General features: G+C 55.8%; 13 protein-coding genes. 7 read left to right on the top strand and 6 right to left on the bottom strand.

Annotated features, from left to right (window positions below; all coding sequences use genetic code 11):
* Positions 1-14: 14 nt before the first annotated feature.
* Together kdpA and kdpF are read right to left on the bottom strand one after the other, a co-directional pair.
* Complete coding sequence (kdpA, locus tag HBO41_RS07535) at positions 15-1,715, bottom strand: potassium-transporting ATPase subunit KdpA (RefSeq protein ID WP_017136083.1); 1,701 nt, start codon at positions 1,713-1,715, stop codon at positions 15-17.
* Positions 1,716-1,724: 9 nt separating this feature from the next.
* Positions 1,725-1,814, bottom strand: a complete 90-nt coding sequence (gene kdpF, locus HBO41_RS07530) for a K(+)-transporting ATPase subunit F (RefSeq protein ID WP_003218754.1) — start codon at positions 1,812-1,814, stop codon at positions 1,725-1,727.
* A gap of 396 nt (positions 1,815-2,210) precedes the next feature.
* Between kdpF and eat the strand changes: the two genes are divergently transcribed.
* Together eat and HBO41_RS07520 are read left to right on the top strand one after the other, a co-directional pair.
* On the top strand, positions 2,211-3,575 hold the full coding sequence (eat, locus tag HBO41_RS07525) for an ethanolamine permease (RefSeq protein ID WP_017136084.1): 1,365 nt from the start codon (positions 2,211-2,213) through the stop codon (positions 3,573-3,575).
* A gap of 111 nt (positions 3,576-3,686) precedes the next feature.
* Positions 3,687-3,854 carry a DUF2897 family protein gene (locus tag HBO41_RS07520; protein ID WP_017136085.1) on the top strand — a complete coding sequence of 56 codons (168 nt, stop codon included), beginning with the start codon at positions 3,687-3,689 and terminating at the stop codon, positions 3,852-3,854.
* 6 nt (positions 3,855-3,860) lie between these two features.
* On the opposite strand, the gene HBO41_RS07515 is transcribed toward HBO41_RS07520, so the two are convergent.
* Both HBO41_RS07515 and HBO41_RS07510 read right to left on the bottom strand, forming a co-directional pair.
* Positions 3,861-4,709, bottom strand: a complete 849-nt coding sequence (locus tag HBO41_RS07515; RefSeq protein ID WP_169985679.1) for a DUF1989 domain-containing protein — start codon at positions 4,707-4,709, stop codon at positions 3,861-3,863.
* 15 nt (positions 4,710-4,724) lie between these two features.
* Positions 4,725-5,369, bottom strand: a complete 645-nt coding sequence (locus HBO41_RS07510) for a GntR family transcriptional regulator (protein WP_169985861.1) — start codon at positions 5,367-5,369, stop codon at positions 4,725-4,727.
* Positions 5,370-5,502: 133 nt separating this feature from the next.
* Here HBO41_RS07510 and HBO41_RS07505 point away from each other — a divergent pair, with 133 nt between their 5' ends.
* The gene (locus HBO41_RS07505; protein WP_169985677.1) at positions 5,503-6,081 is read left to right on the top strand and encodes a TetR/AcrR family transcriptional regulator; all 579 of its coding nucleotides are present in this window, start codon (positions 5,503-5,505) and stop codon (positions 6,079-6,081) included.
* Between the two features lie 27 nt (positions 6,082-6,108).
* Here the strand turns inward: HBO41_RS07505 and HBO41_RS07500 are convergent, their stop codons facing one another.
* Positions 6,109-6,441 (bottom strand): helix-hairpin-helix domain-containing protein, encoded by a 333-nt coding sequence (locus HBO41_RS07500; protein ID WP_017136089.1) that lies wholly within the window; start codon positions 6,439-6,441, stop codon positions 6,109-6,111.
* A 111-nt stretch (positions 6,442-6,552) separates the two neighbouring features.
* Positions 6,553-8,547: a nucleoside-diphosphate sugar epimerase/dehydratase gene (locus HBO41_RS07495; protein ID WP_099549089.1), complete on the bottom strand. Its 1,995-nt coding sequence runs from the start codon at positions 8,545-8,547 to the stop codon at positions 6,553-6,555.
* A gap of 1,189 nt (positions 8,548-9,736) precedes the next feature.
* On the opposite strand from HBO41_RS07495, the gene wecB reads away from it, so the two are divergent.
* The 4 genes from wecB (at position 9,737) to HBO41_RS07475 (ending at position 13,983) form a co-directional block, all read left to right on the top strand.
* A complete protein-coding gene (gene wecB / locus HBO41_RS07490; protein WP_099549090.1) occupies positions 9,737-10,876 on the top strand; it encodes a non-hydrolyzing UDP-N-acetylglucosamine 2-epimerase in 1,140 nt (379 codons plus the stop codon).
* Positions 10,873-12,138 carry a UDP-N-acetyl-D-mannosamine dehydrogenase gene (gene wecC / locus HBO41_RS07485; RefSeq protein ID WP_099549091.1) on the top strand — a complete coding sequence of 422 codons (1,266 nt, stop codon included), beginning with the start codon at positions 10,873-10,875 and terminating at the stop codon, positions 12,136-12,138. Before wecB ends, wecC begins: the two co-directional genes overlap by 4 nt.
* A gap of 136 nt (positions 12,139-12,274) precedes the next feature.
* On the top strand, positions 12,275-13,519 hold the full coding sequence (locus HBO41_RS07480) for a hypothetical protein (protein ID WP_017136092.1): 1,245 nt from the start codon (positions 12,275-12,277) through the stop codon (positions 13,517-13,519).
* Positions 13,520-13,521: 2 nt separating this feature from the next.
* Positions 13,522-13,983 carry a serine O-acetyltransferase gene (locus tag HBO41_RS07475; protein ID WP_026013606.1) on the top strand — a complete coding sequence of 154 codons (462 nt, stop codon included), beginning with the start codon at positions 13,522-13,524 and terminating at the stop codon, positions 13,981-13,983.
* Positions 13,984-13,987: the final 4 nt, after the last annotated feature.

Here is a 13,987-nt window from a genome sequence, read left to right as displayed (position 1 = left end):
TCCCCTCTAGCTCTTTATTTAGGAGCAGCCATGCTCAGGTGTTCAGCAATTGGGCCCAGTGCCAGCGTCGGCAGGAAAGTCAGGCCGCCCACCAGCAAAATGGTCACGGTCAACAGGGTCACGAACAGTGGGCCATGGGTCGGGAAGCTGTTCTGGCCAATCGGTGCGGTTTTCTTCATCGCCAGGCTGCCGGCAAGGGCCAGTACCGGGAGGATGTAGCCGAAGCGGCCGATCAACATACCCAGGCCCATCATCAGGTTGTGGAACGTAGTGTTGGCACTGAAGCCGCCGAACGCCGAGCCGTTGTTGGCACTGGCCGAGGTGTAGGCATACAACAATTGACTGAAACCGTGCGGGCCGGGGTTGCTGATGGCCCCCGCCGGACCCGGCAGGCTGGCGGCGATGGCGCCCAGTACCAGGGTGCCGATCGGCATCACCAGCAAAGTCACCACCAGCAATTGCACTTCCTTGGCCTGCAGCTTCTTGCCCAGGTATTCCGGGGTGCGGCCGATCATCAGGCCGGCGAGGAACACCGCGATCAACACGTTGAGCAACATGCCGTACATACCGGCGCCGACGCCGCCGAAGATCACTTCGCCGACCATCATGTTGACCAGCGCCACCATGCCGCTCAGCGGGTTGAGGCTGTCGTGCATACCGTTGACCGAACCATTGGACGCCGCTGTAGTGGTGACCGACCACAACACGGTGGCAGTGGTACCGAAGCGCACCTCTTTACCTTCCAGCGGCGCGGTTTGCTCAACAGCTGGGTTGTTCAGGGTGGGGTTGGGCTGGTATTCGGCCCACAGCGAGGTCGCGCCGCCGATCAGGAACAAGGCCAGCATACAACCGAGGATCGCCCGGCTCTGACGCAGGTCTTTCACGTAATGGCCGAAGGTGAACACCAGCGCCACCGGGATCAGGATGATCGCCGACAACTCGAACAGGTTGGCCCAGGCAGTCGGGTTTTCAAACGGGTGCGCCGAGTTGACACCGAAGAACCCGCCACCGTTGGTGCCCAACTGCTTGATCGCAATCTGGCTGGCTGCCGGGCCGAGTGGGATCACTTGGTCCACGCCCTGCATCGTCACGGCATTCACATAGTGCGCGAAGGTTTGCGGCACGCCCTGCCACACCAGGAACAACGCGAACACCAGGCACATCGGCAGCAGGCCGTAGAGGGTGGCGCGGGTCATGTCGACCCAGAAGTTGCCCAGGGTCTTGGTGGATTTACGCCCGATACCACGGCACAACGCGACCAGCACAGCCAGGCCAGTGGCGGCGCTGACGAAGTTCTGCACGGTGAGACCGATCATCTGGCTGAGATAGCTCAGCGAGGCTTCACCGCTGTAGTTCTGCCAGTTGGTGTTGGTCATGAAACTGACCGCCGTGTTGAAGGCCAGCGTCCATTCCTGACCCGGCAATTTCTGCGGGTTCAGTGGGAGATATTCCTGGAACAACAACACGGTAAACAGCAACACAAAACCGGCCAGGTTGAACGCCAGCAGTGCCAGCGTGTACTTCTGCCAGCTCTGTTCCTGGTGCTCGTCCACGCCGGACAGGCGATAACAGCCGCGCTCGACAGGGCCGAGCACGGGCGAGAGCCAGGTGCGCTGGCCTTCCATCACCTTGTAGTAGAACCGCCCCAGGAACGGTGCCGGCACCAGCACCACGGCAAAGAAGGCGATGATCAGCCAATAGTCATAACTGTGCATAGCCTGCTCCTAGTTCCGATCCGCGCGTAACAGCGCAACCAGCAGATAAATGAACAGCGCCACGGCCAATAGCAGTGACACCCCGTCCAGAACGCTCATGGAAGTCTCTCCGTTTTGCGGCGATTGCCGCGTGTGGGGCAATTGTCGGCAGGAGTGGCGTAAAGGAACGAGAGCGAGGGTATGGGCGGGGCGTAAAGACGGCGTAAAGAGTGGGTTTATGCGGGGTTTACAGGGGGATTTTCAGCGCCTGGGCGGGCCTCATCGCGGGCATGCCCGGCTCCCACCATTGAAATGCATTCCCTGTGGGAGCCGGGCTTGCCCGCGATGGCGTCGGTGAGGCCACCACCGCACCCATCTGGTGCGACGCCGAAAAAATTCAAACGCCAAACCGTCCCCATGGCGACAGTTCGGCGCCTTTACGACATGAGTTCGCGCAATGGCATGGCCGCTGCAACACCCAGTAATCATTCCAACCCGTTCAGGGAGCGCCACACGATGAACACACAACTCAAACCCACCTTGGGCACCCTGCATTTATGGGGCATTGCCGTCGGGCTGGTGATTTCCGGCGAATACTTTGGCTGGAGCTATGGCTGGGGCGTGGCCGGCACGCTGGGCTTTTTGGTGACCTCGTTGATGGTCGCCGCCATGTACACCTGCTTTATATTCAGTTTCACCGAACTGACCACCGCGATTCCTCACGCGGGCGGGCCGTTCGCCTACAGCCGTCGCGCCTTTGGCGAGAAAGGCGGTTTGATCGCGGGCCTGGCGACCTTGATCGAATTTGTCTTCGCACCACCCGCGATTGCCTTGGCCATCGGCGCTTACCTGAACGTGCAGTTCCCGGCACTCGACCCGAAACACGCGGCTGTGGGGGCCTACATCGTGTTCATGGGCCTGAATATCCTGGGGGTGAAGCTCGCCGCGACCTTTGAACTGGTGGTGTGCGTGCTCGCCGTCGCTGAATTGCTGGTGTTCATGGGCGTGGTCGCGCCGGCGTTCAGCTTCAGCAACTTTGCCCTGAACGGCTGGGCGGGTTCCGACACCTTTGGCGCACCGGCCATTGCCGGGATGTTTGCGGCCATTCCTTTCGCCATCTGGTTCTTCCTCGCCATCGAGGGCGCAGCCATGGCAGCTGAAGAGGCGAAAGATCCCAAGCGCACTATTCCAAAAGCCTACATCAGCGGCATCCTGACCTTGGTGATCCTGGCCATGGGCGTGATGTTCTTCGCCGGTGGCGTGGGCGACTGGCGCACCCTGTCGAACATCAACGACCCGCTGCCGCAGGCGATGAAAAGTGTGGTGGGCACCGGCTCTGGCTGGCTGCACATGCTGGTGTGGATTGGTCTGTTTGGCTTGGTGGCAAGCTTTCACGGCATCATCCTCGGCTATTCGCGGCAGTTCTTTGCCCTGGCCCGTGCTGGTTACTTGCCGCCGTTCCTGGCCAAACTATCGCGTTTTCAGACACCGCACCGGGCCATTATCGCCGGCGGTGTGGTCGGTATCGCCGCGATCTACAGCGACGGCCTGATCAACCTGGGTGGCATGACGCTGACCGCAGCGATGATCACCATGGCGGTATTCGGCGCCATTGTGATGTACATCATGAGCATGCTCAGCCTGTTCAAGCTGCGTAAGACCGAACCGCTGCTGGAGCGCACCTTCCGCGCACCGGGCTATCCGATCGTGCCAGCTATTGCGCTGGTATTGGCGCTGGTGTGCCTGGTGGCCATGGCCTGGTTCAATGCGCTGATCGGCTTGATATTCCTGGGCTTTATGCTGGCGGGGTTCATCTACTTCCAGCTGACCGCCCAAGACCGTGCCGACGCACCGGCTGATGCGATGTTGACCGGGCGCTAAGGTTAACGAGGCGGAACAGGCCTACAATGAACTACTCAGAACGCCTGTTACTCAAAGCCGTTATTAGCGTGGGAACATCCTCCGACGCTGGTCCGCCTCAAGGAGAGCCTTATGCCGTGGTATGCGTGGTTGATTTTAGTGGTAGCGATCGGGTCGATCGTCGGTGGGCTGCTGATGCTGCGTGACAGCGCCAACAAGGTGGAACTCACCGACGAACAACGCAAACGCGTGGTCGAGCGCAACGCCCAGGCGGACGCCAAGGATGCGCAGGACCGCTGAAGCAGGTTATTCCCAGGCTGCCTTGGCAATATGCAAGCCGTGCTGCCCCTTGTAGGCAGCACGCTCAGGCTGGCTCCAGCCGTTGAGCAACTCCGCCTCCAAGCGATAGATCTCTACGCCCAGCGGGCGGCACACGGTCAATGGGTCTTGTGCGTCCGGCCCCCACATCGGTAGCGACAAGTCCCCACCCGGGCACGTCGACAATGCGCAGAGCAAATCAATCTCTGCAAAAAACTCCAGGTAATCGCCCTTCTGCGCCGGGCAGGCTTTCATGAAGTACATGTCGTCATGATTAAGACCGGTGCACTGGAAAATATTCAGCACATCGTGCACGTCAAATTCGGTCAGGCCATGGGGCAAAACGGCGCGGGTCAAGTTGGAATGGCAATGGTGGTGGAAGTCTTCGCCGGTAAGCATGCGGTTCACATACGGGTCACAGCGAGTGCCGAGCAAATCGTGCAGGCGCCCACCGTGTTCATCGATGCCATAGCCCGCCAGGCTGTCATCGGTGATGGTTACCAAGGGGCGCAGAAACGGCAGGTTCGACCATAGCCGGTCATGGGTACTGACATGGGCGCCCTGCAACTGCCGCGTGCGTGCCGCCCATAGGCGTTCGCGCGGGTCATTGGCGTTCCACACGTTGAAATCGCCGACCTGTGGCCCTACCGGCGTTGTCACGCGAAACACATGCCCGGCCGGCACTTTCCACGCCCTGCCCGTGCGAATCGGCACTTCGAACTGCTCGATCAATGTGCGTTTACCCGCCTGGTCGCGAATACGTGCGTAGAAGGCCTTGTCCACTTGCAGCGCCGAGCCTTTGCTGACCTGATAGGCAGCCGGATAGTCTTTGTACATGGGTGCAATCCTCCATCAAGGGTAGTCAAACAGCGCCAGGGACAGCTGTTCAGAATCGTGCAGATAGAGGCTCATCGCCTCCTGCGCAGCTGGTTTATTGCCCTGCGCCAGCAAGGTGTAGATCTCACGATCACGCTCCAGCCAGGGCGACTGAAAACGTTGTTCATCGGGCGCCGCACAAAACACCAGGCGCAATTGAGCAATCACTTGGGCGAAAAACTCATCGAATAAAGGGCTGCGCATCAACCCGACAATGTGCTGGTGGAACACCAGGCTATGAGTGGCAACGGCGCGCCAATCTTCGCGCTCTCGCGCCAGCGTGGTGGCGTCGATGGCATTTTGCATACGCACGTCGTGGTCGCCCGTCAGCGTGCCACTCTGGGCGATGGCCTGCAGCTCAAGGGTACGGCGGACCACAAACAGGTCACGCACGTCGTCGCGCGCCACACGCCGGACCATCACGCCCTTGTTGCGCACATAACGGGTGAGCCCCTCCTGCCCCAAACGGTGTAACGCTTCGCGAATGGTATTGCGCGAGGCGTTGTAGCGCTTGACCAGGTCCACTTCGACCAGCGCCATCCCCGGTAACAGCCGCCCACCCATGATGTCGGCGCGCAGTTCAAGGGCAATCTGATCGGCTAGAGACAAGCTGAGCGTCATCATGGCACCTCGATTGTTGAACAATTCATGCAACGGATGTAATCACTTTTCATGCCAAGCCCGCTGAATACTGTCTCTATGGGTAAACAGGTTCGACTCCGCTAAAATGCGCACTCGTTCTCGAGGCCGTCCTATGCGTTATTCAACAGACCACAAAGCCCAGACTCACCAACGCATCATCAAGGAAGCCTCCGTACGATTTCGCCGCGATGGTATTGGCGCCACCGGCCTGCAGCCCTTGATGAAAGCGTTGAACCTGACACACGGCGGGTTCTACGCGCATTTCAAGTCCAAGGATGAACTGGTGGACAAAGCCCTTCTGGCCGCCGCCGCAGAGCTGGATGCCCATTGCGCAATGTTGTTCAGCCAGAAACGGCCGCTGGATGCGTTCATCGACAGTTACCTTTCGCAATGGCACCAGACCTCGCCGGGTGAAGGCTGCCCGCTGCCCACGATGTCGTCGGAGCTGGGCCTGCGAGGGCAGCATAGTCCGGTAACGGATGCGGTACTTGAAGCCAGGTTGACGCAGATCGACTCAGCATTGGAGCACCCAAAGGGGGAACACGAGAGCCTGGTACTGATGTCGACATTGGTGGGCGCATTGGTGTTGGCCAGAAGCGTCGAAAACCCGGGACTGGCAGCCCATATCATGGAAGTGGTACGCGGGTGTTTGAAAGAACAGGTCTCGGACAAACAGAAGGCCGGTCAATGACCGGCCTCTTGCCCAGGATTTACACCCTTAGTTGATTGCCAGCCTGTCGCGGTTTTTCTCCAGCAACGCCTTGCCGATGCCTTTGACTTCCAGCAACTCGTCTACCGCCGTGAAAGGCCCGTTGCTGTCGCGATAGGCGATGATCGCCTTGGCCTTGGCGGCGCCAATACCGAACAGGTCGCGGCGCAGGACTTCAGCGTCGGCGGTGTTGAGATTGACCTTGGTGGATTGCTCGACGTTAGCCATCTGGGCCGTGATAGGCGCCGGGGCTTCGGGTTTGATGGAGGGGGCTGCGGTGGTTGCTACGGAGAGGCTGGTGAGGACTGCAAAGATCAGGGAAGAGATATAGGCGTTTTGCATTGGTGACACTCCATGACATCGGTAGAAGAAAAGCAGCTTTCCAAAAGCTGCTTTTCTAACTTAGGCGATGTGGGGAGAGAGTCAAAAACGGGTGAGTAACAGGGTGTTAACTCACGGCTCCAAACGGCGCTGCTGGTAGATCCAATCGACGATTTCGCCGTCGGGCGAGTAGCCACTGACTGTCTCGCGCAGGATCTGACGCACACGGGTGTAGTCGTCCTCACTCACCGCGCCGAGCAATTCGCTCAGTTTGCTTTTGAGTACGTCCCACGCCAGGTGATCCTCGTTGGCGCTCATAATCATCGGGTGCTGGGTAGCGACGACGTTGTTGCCGATCAGCAACTCCTCGTAAAGCTTTTCGCCTGGCCGCAATCCGGTGAACTCAATCGCGATATCCCCGAGAGGGTTTTTATCCGTGCGTACACTCAGCCCGGATAAATGAATCATCTTTTCCGCAAGCTCTACAATTTTTACGGGCTCACCCATGTCCAGAACGAACACGTCCCCCCCCTGCCCCATGGAACCGGCCTGGATCACCAGTTGGGCCGCTTCGGGGATGGTCATGAAATAACGCGTAATTTTTGGGTGTGTGACGGTCAATGGACCGCCGGCCTTGATCTGCCGGTGAAAAAGCGGAATCACTGAGCCGGAAGAACCCAGTACATTGCCGAACCTGACCATCGTGAAGCGCGTTTTGTTTACGCGGGCCACGCCAGACTTGTCGCCAAACATCACCGGCGCTTTTTCAACGCTGAGGGCTTGCAGGGCTAATTCTGCAAGGCGCTTGGTACTCCCCATCACATTAGTGGGGCGAACAGCCTTGTCGGTGGAAATCAGCACAAAGTTCACCACACCGGCCTTCAAGGCTGCCTGGGCGGTATTCAAAGTACCAATGATGTTATTCAAGACACCTTCGGCAATGTTGTGTTCGACAATCGGCACATGCTTGTACGCAGCCGCATGATAAACCGTGTCGACGTGCCAGCTCTTCATAACATCAAGTAATTTATTCTCGTCGCGTACCGAACCCAGAATGGGCAATAACTTAATGGGCATTGACTCATGCGCAACGCGGTGTTCAAGTTCGGACAGGATACTGTAGAGGTTAAATTCGCTGTGTTCGAACAAGAGTAAGGTCTTGGGTTTCTGCGTCAAAATCTGCCGGCATAGCTCAGACCCGATCGACCCCCCTGCTCCCGTGACCAAGACCGACTGGCCAACGATACAACGTGCAAGCAGGTCTTCCTGGGCTGGCACTGCATCACGCCCCAGCAAGTCGGCAATATCGACTTCCTGAATATCGTCGACCTTGACGCGGCCACTGGCCAGGTCCATAAAATCCGGAACACTGCGCACATGCAGCGGAAAACGCTCCAAGTTCGAGAGAATCTCACGCCTGCGCCCGCGGCCCGCCGAAGGCACTGCGAGCAATATCTGCTGAGCGCCTGTTGTGTCGATCATCTGCTGAATATGCTTGGGCTTGAACACCTGCAGCCCAGAGATGACACGACCTGCGATACTCCCGTCGTCATCGATAAAGGCGACCGGCCGCATGACACGCCCCATGCGCAACGCAGCAACCAATTGATTACCCGCCGAGCCGGCTCCGTAAATGGCAACTTTCGTCAAGCCATCATCACGATTGGTAAAGGGAACATGCTGTGCTGCAGAGAACCAATCCCCCATGAAGTACTGGCGCATCGCTAGTCTCAACCCGCCTACGGTAACCAGGCACAACCACCAATAATTGAAAATAACCGAGCGTGGAACAACGTATTGATGGTTGCTGTAAAGATAGACAGCCAAGCCAAGAATAAGTGAAGAAAGGCTCACCGCCTTGATAATAGTAATAAGTGCATCGTTACCAAAGTAACGCATGACGGCGCGGTACATGCCAAAGCGAACAAACAGGGGAATGGCAATAACCGGAGCGCTCACGAACAGCCATAAGTATCGCTGGATCGGTTGTTCCATCTCGGCAATTCCAAGCCGTACGACGAAGGCCAACCATAATGAAATCCACACCAGTACAATATCGACAAGCACCTGAAGAATGCGCTTGTGGCGGCGCGGCAGATTTAATAAAAAAACTCTCATCTTATCCATGCCCCTCTCCAACACTTTTCCACGCTCCTAGAATCAAAACCCTGCCCGCGAATAGACGAAAATAGCGATCCACAATGAATAACCCGCACTGAACAAAAATCGTACAGACGTGGCAACTGCATGAAAATCTCCTTTCAGAAAAATCGCACTCCTTTGACGACCTTTCCTTGGGTTAATAACCCCTATTCTGTACAGAAAATACCACGGTGGTACTCGACACCTACAGTAAACACCATAGATGGGATGATACCCTTGTTGTGTCGGAAATCCTTTGAAATCCTTTCTCAGCCCCAAAAAAAACCAGGACGGGTAGGCACTGACCCCTACGAAACCGCGGGGTTCGAGCGCTCACGAACAAAAAATGGCGAACACCTGACAAGCTGCTAGGCTTGGCCCGAGACGTTGAGTTGCAGCCGTATCATTAGCTAGCACAGCAACAGTATCGTATAGCAAAATGTAACAAAAATGGTCACCCTTAAAACAATACGAGAGAGGCTGATGCCACCGTCGATGTTCATTAATGGTATAGCTGGACTCTAAGTCCCTTAATCTAGAACGTCCCGCGAATGCCCTTTTAGAGCCAGTCGAACAGCTGTTCCATTCCAATCTTGGAAAAAACACGCCTAAAGAGGCTATACTCCGCAACGCGTTCACCTGCGCCGCTACAGCGGAAAGCGCTGTAGGAAAAATCTGTAAGCATCCGCCGCGACAAAATAATGACCGGATCACCCGCACTTGACGGTTGACTTTAATCATAGAGATGCTAATCCGCGATCATGTTTTAACGAAACTAACCAGCCCCAATGCAAGCCAATTTTTGCCTTGGAGCCGAATGGGAGGGATACTTTAGAGTATGCGCACTACTTGCTGAGTGATCATCGCAGGTGTACATACGCACTGCCAAACGGGACGAAAGGAGGACGCCCGAGAATTTTCACTAGACCCAGGCAAATGGCTTGGAATTCGCACGAACCTCAACTCACGGGCCTGCAACTGCCTGCGAGTGGAATTCCAAAAAATAACGCATGCACAACTATCAGATGTCATGTTTCCACTATCTGATTGTGCTGTCCCGCGGCCCTGCGCCCTGGCATAGCGTGTGCAAAAACGTATCACAACTGACGGCACCCTAATCCGCGGATTATGACGTAAGCGTGCATTGATTTTTACTTTAAGTAGCGGTGTTGCGATGACTTTAAGAACCCTGTGTGTATTCGGCACACGACCTGAAGCAATCAAAATGGCTCCCTTGGCGTTGAGCCTTGCAGCAGATGAGCGCTTCACTGCCAAGGTCTGCGTGACTGGACAGCACCGAGAAATGCTCGACCAAGTGCTCAGTCTCTTTGAAATCAAGCCTGATTTCGATTTGAACATCATGAAGTCCGGCCAGGATCTGACCGATGTCACGAGTGCCATCTTGCAGGGAATGAAAACTGTCTTCGCAACCTTCAAACCGGATATTGTCCTGGTCCATGGCGACACAGCGACGACGTTCGCCACCACATTGGCCGCTTACTATCACCAAATTCCTGTGGCTCACGTCGAAGCCGGCCTGCGCACCGGAAACCTCTATTCTCCGTGGCCTGAAGAGGCAAACCGCAAGCTGACTGGCGCTCTTGCGGCATTGCACTTCGCACCCACTGAAACGTCCAGGCAGAATTTGCTGAGAGAGGGGGTCGCAAGCCAAAGCGTCCATGTGACCGGCAACACTGTCATTGACGCGTTGCTGGATGTGGTGGGCCGAATCAAGACCCGTCCTGCCCTGCAACAGCAATTTCACCAGCAGTTCTCGTTTCTGGGCGATTGCCAGCGAGTGATCCTGGTCACGGGTCATCGCCGCGAAAGTTTCGGCGGTGGCTTTGAGAATATCTGCCAGGCCTTGATCAATACGGCCCTGGAGTTCCCCGATGTCGAGATTGTGTACCCCGTTCACCTGAATCCGAATGTACGCGAGCCAGTCAATCGCCTGCTCAGCGACATCCAGAATATCCATCTGATCGAACCCCTGGATTATCTGCCCTTTGTGTATTTGATGGATCGCTCTTATCTAATTTTGAGTGATTCAGGTGGCATTCAGGAAGAGGCCCCCTCTTTAGGTAAACCTGTGCTGGTGATGCGTGACACCACAGAGCGTCCAGAGGCGGTTGACGCGGGCACAGTCAAACTTGTCGGGACTGAAATTGAGGCCATTACCTCTAACTTGAGAGTCTTGCTGACTGATGTTGAAGCCTATGGCCAGATGAGCTTCGCTCACAACCCCTATGGTGACGGAAAAGCATCCGCACGAATTCTCGATGTACTTTCACGAATTAAAAAGGCTAATTCATGAGCTTTGAAACTGTTTCTGTAGTCGGCCTCGGCTATATAGGGCTTCCGACGGCAGCTGTTTTCGCTGCACGTAAGAAAAAAGTCATTGGCGTCGACGTCAACCCGAACACAGTTGCAACCATCAACCGCGGCGAAATCCATATTATCGAACCGGATCTGGATATCGTCGTACGGGCCGCCGTTACCGAAGGCTATTTGCGGGCAACTCTAACCGCAGAGCCGGCCGATGCCTTCCTGATTGCCGTCCCGACACCGTTCAAGGGCGATCACGAACCCGATCTTTCCTACATCGAATCAGCCAGCCGAGCCATTGCTCCCGTCCTGAAAAAGGGTGACTTGGTCGTGCTGGAATCAACCTCCCCAGTCGGGGCTACCGAGCAAATGTCTGCCTGGCTGGCAGAAGCCCGTCCGGACCTGACATTTCCGCAAACCCATGGCGCAGAGTCGGACATCCGCATAGCGCATTGCCCCGAGCGCGTGCTGCCGGGTCACGTACTGCGGGAGTTGATCGAAAACGATCGCATCATCGGCGGGCTTACCAGCAAATGTTCAGAAGCTGCGCGGTCTCTATATAAAACATTCGTTGAGGGTGAATGCATCATCACCGACGCCCGCACCGCCGAAATGTGCAAACTCACAGAGAACAGCTTTCGCGACGTGAATATCGCGTTTGCCAATGAACTGTCGATGATCTGCGACGAACTCAACATCAATGTATGGGAGCTGATCCGCCTTGCGAATCACCACCCTCGCGTTAATATCCTGCAACCTGGCCCCGGTGTGGGCGGTCACTGCATCGCTGTCGACCCCTGGTTCATTGTCAGCAAAACGCCCGCCCTGGCACGCCTGATCCGCACCGCAAGGGAAGTAAATGACAGCAAGCCAAAGTGGGTATTGGAGCAGGTTCAACTGGCTATCGGTCAATTCCTGCAGGAACACCCGTCGAAAACCGCCAAGGACGTTACGGTTGCCTGCCTCGGGCTGGCCTTCAAGCCGGACATCGACGACTTGCGTGAAAGTCCATCCTTAGAGATCACCGCACACATTGCCCAGTCCCATCCCGGTACTGTTCTGGCGATTGAACCGAATATCGCGCACCTGCCGGCTCGCCTTGAAGGTATTGCAACCCTGAGCGGAATCGATCAGGCGCTGTCATCTGCGCACGTGATTGTCCTGCTGGTCGATCACAGCGTATTCAAGAAAATCCCGGGCGCACGCCTGTCCTCGCTCAAAGTCATCGACACACGCGGTGTGTGGGCTTGAAAAAAGCTTGATGAATACCGCTTGGAAATCGACGCAAGCCGTTAGTATTGCGTCGGTTTCCGAGCACCGAGCTGGGCACGTTTGTTAAATGATCATGCAATTGCATTTGTCATGATGAGGTTCAAGAGGTTCTGGCATGGTCAATTTATTGATCCAGGTGCTGACACTGATAAGTGGCCTGGTTGTTAACTTTGTGATTCCCGGACTTTACGGCTTGGAAGCGTACGGCGCATTCATCAAGGCCAACGTGCTGGTATTTTTATTTCAAAAACTGTTGGATATCGTCAATGAGCAGCTGATTGCCACCGTGGAGGCCGAGTACATTCTGGTGACTTCATTATTTATGGCCGTACTGATTTTTGTACTGTTCAGCGCTGTGAACCTGATTGACCACATTGGCAACCCACTCCTGCTTGGGGTGATGCTTTTGAGCTCGGCATGCCTGTTATCGCTGTTCGGGCTACGCCTGCAACGCTGGATCGTGGCCTACCTGGTGCTATTTCTTGGCGTGTTTTTCACGCTCCTGTTTATCAGCTACCAACAAATAGTCTCGCTGACTATCGTCGACATACTGATTCTGACCAACTTGATTCCGTGCGCGTTTGCGGTAGCGGTGCTGTTTTTCAAAGGTGCGAAACTGCCCGTCGGCAAACAGCTGCTGCAGACCTGCCAAGGTGTGCTGCTGTTATTACCCAGAATGATATCCATCACCCTGGTGTTCAATCTGTTCACCAACATCTTGCCCTTCATTCTTTCCAAGAGCCTGCCCGTGCGCGACCTTGGATTGTTCAGGGTCATCGTCTCGATCATTCAATCCGCTACCAGCCTGTTCCCCATCAACGTCAGGGCAGTGTTTGTCGCCTTCGTCTCGGGCGGGCAACGCCAAGCGCAATATAGAATCATCACGTCGATCGCTATTTTCTACTTCGCGTTGGTAGGCTTATCGGGGTACGCAGCGGTTTGGCTGTTCCCTCAGTACTCGAACTATCTGGTGATGCTGCCCTGCCTGCCAGTGCTGTACTGGGCAGTGGTAACAGAGCGCTATCTGGTCGCCTCCGGCCTGCACCGTAAAGTCATCGTGGCAAACCTTGTCATTGCCCCACTGGCCATAACGAGCATGATTCTGTTTGTCAAAGACTTGAACCAGGCACAGTTGTTCTACGCTATCGGGTTCTCGGCCTACTTGTTGTTCCTGCACATAAGCTGCCGTCCAGGCATTCGCTTGCCGGTAGTTTTTTGGGTCGCCTTACTCTCTCCCCTGACTATCTTTTTGACACACATCAGCCTGGTCTGGGCCGTGCTGTATATGTGCTCGCTCATGATCATTGCAGTGGGAGCACTCCAGCTTCGACCCGCTGATCTTCGCACGCTGAGGTTTTAACCGTGAACGCAGTAAAACTTTATCGAGTTGGAAACTGGCTGCACCGGCGTCGAGTGCCGTTATTACCAGGCCTTGTTCGAAATGTGATTTTCCTACTGTTCAACTCTTACATTCCAATTACCGCAACGATCGGAAGGGGCACGATATTCGCCTATGGCGCGATCGGCGTTGTACTGCACGCAAATGCCAAGGTTGGCGACGGCTGTGTGCTGGGCCAAGGCATCACCATCGGCGCCGCTGAGGGTTATGTCACCAGCGAGATCAATCGCTGCCCCGTCATCGGTGACAACTGCTACATAGGGGCCGGGGCAAAGATCATTGGCGATATCGTCATCGGCAATAACTGTCAAATTGGCGCTTCAGCGGTCGTATTGAAAGACGTGCCTGATAATTCAATCGTTGTGGGAATACCCGCAAAAGTGATTGGACAAACAGCCAGCGACTATAAAGCCATACGCCCTTGAACAA

Source organism: Pseudomonas sp. WS 5146, assembly GCF_012985495.1.
Lineage (GTDB): Bacteria > Pseudomonadota > Gammaproteobacteria > Pseudomonadales > Pseudomonadaceae > Aquipseudomonas > Aquipseudomonas edaphica.
Note: the sequence above shows the minus strand (reverse complement) of the source record. Positions and strands in the feature narration are given on the sequence as shown.

Bases quoted from the DNA above. Each gene is read 5' to 3' on its own strand.
- wecB (WP_099549090.1), top strand. From the start codon at position 9,737: ATGACTTTAAGAACCCTGTGTGTATTCGGCACACGACCTGAAGCAATC.
- HBO41_RS07500 (WP_017136089.1), bottom strand. From the start codon at position 6,441: ATGCAAAACGCCTATATCTCTTCCCTGATCTTTGCAGTCCTCACCAGC.
- eat (WP_017136084.1), top strand. From the start codon at position 2,211: ATGAACACACAACTCAAACCCACCTTGGGCACCCTGCATTTATGGGGC.
- kdpA (WP_017136083.1), bottom strand. From the start codon at position 1,715: ATGCACAGTTATGACTATTGGCTGATCATCGCCTTCTTTGCCGTGGTG.
- HBO41_RS07495 (WP_099549089.1), bottom strand. From the start codon at position 8,547: ATGGATAAGATGAGAGTTTTTTTATTAAATCTGCCGCGCCGCCACAAG.
- HBO41_RS07480 (WP_017136092.1), top strand. From the start codon at position 12,275: ATGGTCAATTTATTGATCCAGGTGCTGACACTGATAAGTGGCCTGGTT.
- HBO41_RS07505 (WP_169985677.1), top strand. From the start codon at position 5,503: ATGCGTTATTCAACAGACCACAAAGCCCAGACTCACCAACGCATCATC.
- HBO41_RS07515 (WP_169985679.1), bottom strand. From the start codon at position 4,709: ATGTACAAAGACTATCCGGCTGCCTATCAGGTCAGCAAAGGCTCGGCG.
- HBO41_RS07510 (WP_169985861.1), bottom strand. From the start codon at position 5,369: ATGACGCTCAGCTTGTCTCTAGCCGATCAGATTGCCCTTGAACTGCGC.
- wecC (WP_099549091.1), top strand. From the start codon at position 10,873: ATGAGCTTTGAAACTGTTTCTGTAGTCGGCCTCGGCTATATAGGGCTT.
- kdpF (WP_003218754.1), bottom strand. From the start codon at position 1,814: ATGAGCGTTCTGGACGGGGTGTCACTGCTATTGGCCGTGGCGCTGTTC.
- HBO41_RS07520 (WP_017136085.1), top strand. From the start codon at position 3,687: ATGCCGTGGTATGCGTGGTTGATTTTAGTGGTAGCGATCGGGTCGATC.